4 protein-coding genes are annotated in these 5,894 nt (G+C 54.9%); all 4 read left to right on the top strand.

Features of this window, described 5'->3' with window-relative positions; all coding sequences use genetic code 11:
* On the top strand, nt 1-1,676 hold a 1,676-nt coding region (locus tag KHQ28_RS25000; protein ID WP_211777719.1), incomplete at its 5' end, for an AAA family ATPase.
* 1 nt (nt 1,677) lies between these two features.
* Nucleotides 1,678-4,188: a type VI secretion system Vgr family protein gene (locus KHQ28_RS24995; RefSeq protein WP_072198317.1), complete on the top strand. Its 2,511-nt coding sequence runs from the start codon at nt 1,678-1,680 to the stop codon at nt 4,186-4,188.
* On the top strand, nt 4,181-5,386 hold the full coding sequence (locus tag KHQ28_RS24990) for a hypothetical protein (protein ID WP_060578888.1): 1,206 nt from the start codon (nt 4,181-4,183) through the stop codon (nt 5,384-5,386). The genes KHQ28_RS24995 and KHQ28_RS24990 overlap by 8 nt, the downstream gene beginning before the upstream one ends.
* 9 nt (nt 5,387-5,395) lie before the next feature.
* Complete coding sequence (locus tag KHQ28_RS24985) at nt 5,396-5,800, top strand: hypothetical protein (RefSeq protein ID WP_223168863.1); 405 nt, start codon at nt 5,396-5,398, stop codon at nt 5,798-5,800.
* Nucleotides 5,801-5,894: the final 94 nt, after the last annotated feature.

Raw genomic sequence — 5,894 nt, 5'->3', positions numbered from 1 at the left:
GCGCGGATGCCGCCAACCTGTTGAAGCCGGCGCTGGCCCGGGGCGAGCTGCGGACCATCGCCGCCACCACCTGGTCTGAATACAAGCAGTACTTCGAGCGCGACGCCGCGCTGGAGCGCCGCTTTCAGATGGTCAAGGTGGATGAGCCGGACGACGACACCGCCTGCCTGATGCTGCGCGGCCTGAAGTCCCGCTATGCCGACCACCACGGCGTGCATATCACGGATGATGCGGTGCGCGCCGCCGTGACGCTGTCACGACGCTATCTCACCGGCCGCCAGCTGCCGGACAAGGCAGTGGATTTACTCGACACCGCTTCCGCCCGCCTGCGTATGAGTTTGGATACCGTGCCTCAGCCGCTGACCCGCATGAAGGCGCAGCTCACCGCGCTGGCAATGGAGAAGCAGGCGCTGCTGGAAGATATTGCGCTGGGCAACAGCGCCCGCGGCGATCGGCTGGCGGCCATTGAGCAGGAGGAGATCCGCCTTATTCTGGCGCTGGATACCCTTGAAACTCAGTATGGTCAGGAGCTGCAGCTGACGGAAGCGCTGCTCGCCTGTCGCCGCGATATCTCCCGCCAGGCGGAAATTAGCGATCTACAAACCGCGCTTATCGCCGTCCAGCAGGGCAATCCGCTGCTCGGGCTGGACGTCGACGTCCGCACCGTGGCGACGGTGATTGCCGACTGGACCGGCGTGCCGCTCTCCTCGCTAATGAAAGATGAGCAGACGGAGCTGCTGAGTCTGGAAGAGAGTCTCGGCAAACGGGTGGTTGGCCAGCAGGCGGCCCTGAGCGCTATTGCCCGGCGCCTGCGCGCCGCGAAAACCGGCCTGACGCCGGAGAACGGTCCGCAAGGGGTGTTCCTGCTGGTCGGGCCGAGCGGCACCGGCAAAACGGAAACGGCGCTCGCCCTGGCCGATGCGCTGTTCGGCGGCGAGAAAGCGCTGATCACCATCAATCTCTCCGAGTACCAGGAGCCGCACACCGTCAGCCAGCTGAAGGGTTCTCCGCCCGGCTACGTCGGCTACGGCCAGGGCGGGATCCTGACCGAGGCGGTGCGCAAACGCCCCTACAGCGTGGTGCTGCTCGATGAGGTGGAAAAGGCCCATCGCGATGTGATGAACCTGTTCTACCAGGTCTTCGACCGGGGGGTAATGCGCGACGGCGAGGGGCGTGAAATCGACTTTCGCAACACCGTGATCCTGATGACCGCCAACCTCGGAAGCGACCTCCTGATGCAGTTGCTGGATGAACAGCCGGAGGCCAGCGAATCAGACCTGCACGAGCTGCTGCGCCCGGTGCTGCGCGGCCACTTCCAGCCGGCGCTGCTGGCCCGCTTCCAGACGGTGATTTACCGTCCGCTGCCGGCGGGAGCGCTGCGCACCATTGTCGGCATGAAGCTCGGGCAGGTAAGTCAGCGTCTGGCTTGCCATTACGGAATCAACACCACCCTCAGCGAGAGCCTGTTCGACGCGCTGACCGAGGCCTGCCTGCTGCCGGATACCGGCGCCCGTAACGTCGACAGTCTGCTCAATCAGCAGATCCTGCCGGCGCTGAGTCAGCAGCTATTGAGCCATATGGCGGCGGGGCAGAAACCGCGCCAGGTGACGCTGGGGTATCACGAAGAGGAAGGCGTCGTGATGGCGTTTGACGAGGGGACAATATCCGATGAGTAGCGTGAAATCGTTGTTGTTCAGCCATAACCACCACCTGCTTTCGGTGAAGGGATGTGAAGCCGGGCTTGATGTGCTGGCCTTCGAGGGCGATGAAGCCCTGAGCCAGCCGTTCCGCTACCGTATTGAATTCACCAGCGCAGACCATGCCATCAGCAAAGAGATGATGCTGATGAAGGCTGCCTCCCTGACGCTGCAGGCGCCGGTGGCTCAGGGCTTCGGCATCAATGTTCAGCAACCCGTGCGGGTGATCCAGGGCGTGGTGACGGGGTTTGAACGGCTCAGTACCTCCAGGGATGAAACGCACTACGCGCTGACGCTTCAGCCGCGCCTGGCGCTGCTTAACCGCTCGCACCAGAACGCCATTTACCAGGACCAGTCCGTTCCGCAGATTGTGGAAAAAATCCTCCGCGAGCGCCACGGCCTGCGCGGTCAGGATTTTCTGTTCTCGCTGACAAAAACGTATCCGCGCCGCGAGCAGGTGATGCAGTACGGCGAGGATGACCTGCGCTTTATCACCCGGCTGCTGGGTGAGGTGGGGATCTGGTTTCGGTTTACCGCCGACACGCGGCTGCACATCGACGTCGCTGAGTTCTGCGACAGTCAGCAGGGCTATGAGAAGGGGCTGACGTTGCCTTCGGTCCCGCCGTCAGGGCAGCAGTCGGCCGGGGTGGACGCGGTGTGGGAGATGGCATGCCGCCACCGCGTCGTGGAGCAGCAGGTCAGTACCCGCGACTACAACTACCGCGAGGCGACGGCGGACATGAACGCGCAGGTGGATGTCACCCGCGGGGAGACCACCACCTTTGGTGAGGCTTACCACTGGGGAGATAACTACCTGACCGCCGGGAATGTCCATGACCGCCATCCGGCGCCGGAGTCCGGGGCGTTTTACGCCCGGCTTCGCCATGAGCGTTATCTTAACGGCCAGACCCGGATGCAGGCCACCACCAGCTGCCCGACGCTCTGCCCGGGACAGGTGTTGAAGGTCACCGGCGGAGAGGAGGTGGCCGGGGAGTTTGCTGATGGCGTGCTCGTCACGGCGATGCACAGCCACGCCCGGCGCGATGCCGACTTTGCGGTGGAGTTTGCCGGCATACCGGACAGCCCGGACGTCGGCTACCGGCCTGAGCCCGGCGCGCGTCCGGTGATGGCCGGGACGCTGCCGGCCCGCGTGACCAGCACCCGGGAAAACGACACCTACGGGCATATCGACAAACACGGGCGCTACCGGGTGAATATGCTGTTTGACCGGGCGCGCTGGGAAACCGGGTTCGAGAGCCTGTGGGTCCGCCAGTCGCGGCCGTATGCCGGAGACACCTACGGTCTGCACCTGCCGCTGCTGGCGGGGACGGAGGTGGCGATTGGCTTTGAGGATGGTAACCCCGACCGGCCGTATATCGCGGGCGTGCTGCACGACTCGGCGCACGGCGACCACGTCACCATTCGCAATGACAAACGTAACGTCCTGCGCACCCCGGCCAACAACAAAATCCGCCTCGACGACGAGCGCGGGAAAGAACATATCAAGGTCAGCACGGAGTACGGCGGTAAAAGCCAGCTCAATCTCGGGCATCTGGTGGATGCTGAAAAGCAGCCGCGCGGCGAAGGCTTTGAGCTGAGAACCGACAGCTGGGGAGCTATCCGGGCACAGAAGGGTATTTTTATCAGCGCTGACGGGCAGGTGCAGGCTCAGGGGCAGGTGCTGGCGATGGAGCCGGCGGTCAGCAATCTGGCTGAAGCCCGGGAGCAGATGATGTCCATCTCCGGTGACGCGCAGAAGGCGACCGCGAACCCGGCCGATCTCCAGGCGCAAATTACCCTGCTGGAGCAGCAGCTGACGGACCTCAAAAAATCGGTGCTGCTGCTCAGCGCGCCGGAGGGGATAGCGCTGACCAGCGGGGAGCATCTGCAGGTCTCAGCCGGGCATAACCTGATTGCCACGGCCGGAAAGAATGCGGATGTCAGCGTGGTGAAAAATCTGTTCATCGGGGTGGGCAGTGCCCTGAGCGTGTTTGTGCGAAAGCTTGGGATCAGGCTGATAGCGAATCAGGGACCGGTACAGATGCAGGCGCAGAATGACCTGATGGCGCTGCTTGCCCGGAAGGAAATCAGCATTGTCAGCACGGAAGACAGTATCGAAATTATTGCGAAAAAACGGGTCACGATAAACGGCGGGGGAAGTTATATCACGCTCAATGCCAGTGGCATTGAATCAGCGACGGCAGGTGAGTACAGAACAAGGGCCGGGTATTACGTCAGGCGGGAAAAAGCGCAGCATAAGCCTGACATTGCACCTTTAGCTAATGCGATAAATGACGACAGCCATAATATTCGCTACCTGTGTACAGATGATAATGGGATGCCGATGCTGAATACACCTTACAGGGCCTTTCTGGCTGATGGCTCGGTATTAGAGGGTGTCAGTGATGGCGAGGGGTATACGAAGTTGTTTACTTCTGCACAGGTACAGGATGTTCTGCTGCAAATGATACCGGAGGCCATCAATGCCTAAATATAATATTTATACAAAGATTGAATCGAATGTTTCAGCAGTCGACCTTTTTTACGATCTGAATGTTTACAGAACTGATGCCAGTAATAAAAAACATATACTACTGTCAGTGGCGCAACAACCAGTAACATCAAATTATCAAACTCAGTCTCATGAAACGAATGACACAGAGGATGGGTTATCTGTAATCTACATAATGGAAATGAACTTATATCGCAAGCACGGAGGTAAGTTGTTTTCTGTGCTTTCCTCGCCTGCGAAAAAGATGTACACACTTGGTGAAATGGCATCAGGGCAAGCATATTCTAAAAATAAGCGTGAAAATGTTTGTTATTTTGAGACAAAGGCGCAGACAAAACCGGTTAATGATAAGGGTGAGGATAATATACATACTGTGCAGATTACCTGTCAGAAAAGAGCGTTTATTGCAAAAGAGTATCCTGTAGGTAGTCCTGATGATCCCTTCGATAAAAATAAGATAGAACATCAGATCCTTTCGAGGATGAATCGCAGTAGTTATCCAAATCAAGGGGATACTAGTTTGTGTGGGCCAGCATCATTTTTTTATTGCCTGTTAATGGATAGACCTGATATTTATAAACAAGCAGTTAATGAGCTTTGGTTGTATGGGAAAACTAAAATAGGTGCGTTAAATATAGTTCCAAGCAATAGTTGTCGGCATCCTATGGGGGCTTTCTATGATGCTTATGGAGAACGAGTGAAGGGGATCGATTGGATAACCCTCGCTTCTTTAAGGGACTCCGAAAATTCCATTATGAGTTATGACGAAATTGATGACCAGGCTTCAGGGATAACATTATGGGGAGCGCTTACTGAATGGTTTGTAAGTGCTGGTTATCAAAAAGAGTTTAGTAATGTCGGGCTATCGCACGTAAATCTGAAAGAACTAAGTACCCTCAATGAGTATATTAGAAAAGGTTGTCGAGTTGTTACTTTGATATCAGCTGGTATACTTGATGGATTTGACTCCACTGTCACGGCTAAGAATCATTGGATTGTTTGGGATGGACCTATAACCACACAGTATGGTGAGGTCATTTCATTAACGACTAAGGAAAATGAGTTAGTTCAATTGAAATTATTCTCTTGGGGTAAGGTAAAAAATCAGATTAAGAGGCATCTTGCTCTTTCAGATGTAATGGGAAGCATTTTTGGAGGGTGGTGTTTAAATCACTAGAATAGTTTTATGAAAAAATATCTAATCTGTTTGTTTGTTTTTTTAGCATCCTGCTCTTCAGGTAAAATAGAGTTTTATCCAAGTGGGGGGCGGTTGAAAAATGCCAAGATAGGGACGTTTTATCAGCAAGGTTTGGTTATGAGATTTCAGGGGAGTGGAGAGGTTATTTCTTTTGTTTCAAGTAATTTTAGAGCAAAATTAACTCCTGATAATTCCGGTCTGGATATAGAACCAAGCTTTATGGGGAATGAAAAAAATGACTTTAAAAAAGGTAGCAGCCCTAACGAACTTGTAATAAGTGGAGTGCCCAGAATAAAAGGTGTGATAACCGTTGAAATAGTTGCAAAAACATATGCATCTATGTATTCAAAATCACAGGTGTTTACTAAAAAATATCAAATAAATGTTGATTGAATTTATTTTAGATCATGTCTTTAATGATATTAAAGTAGACAATGTGGTCGCCGGTATTACAATTTGGAGGGGTGATATCGAGTGGTTTTAAAAG

The sequence above is a fragment of the Klebsiella sp. 28 genome, from assembly GCF_018223905.1.
GTDB lineage: Bacteria > Pseudomonadota > Gammaproteobacteria > Enterobacterales > Enterobacteriaceae > Klebsiella > Klebsiella pneumoniae.
Note: the sequence above shows the minus strand (reverse complement) of the source record. Positions and strands in the feature narration are given on the sequence as shown.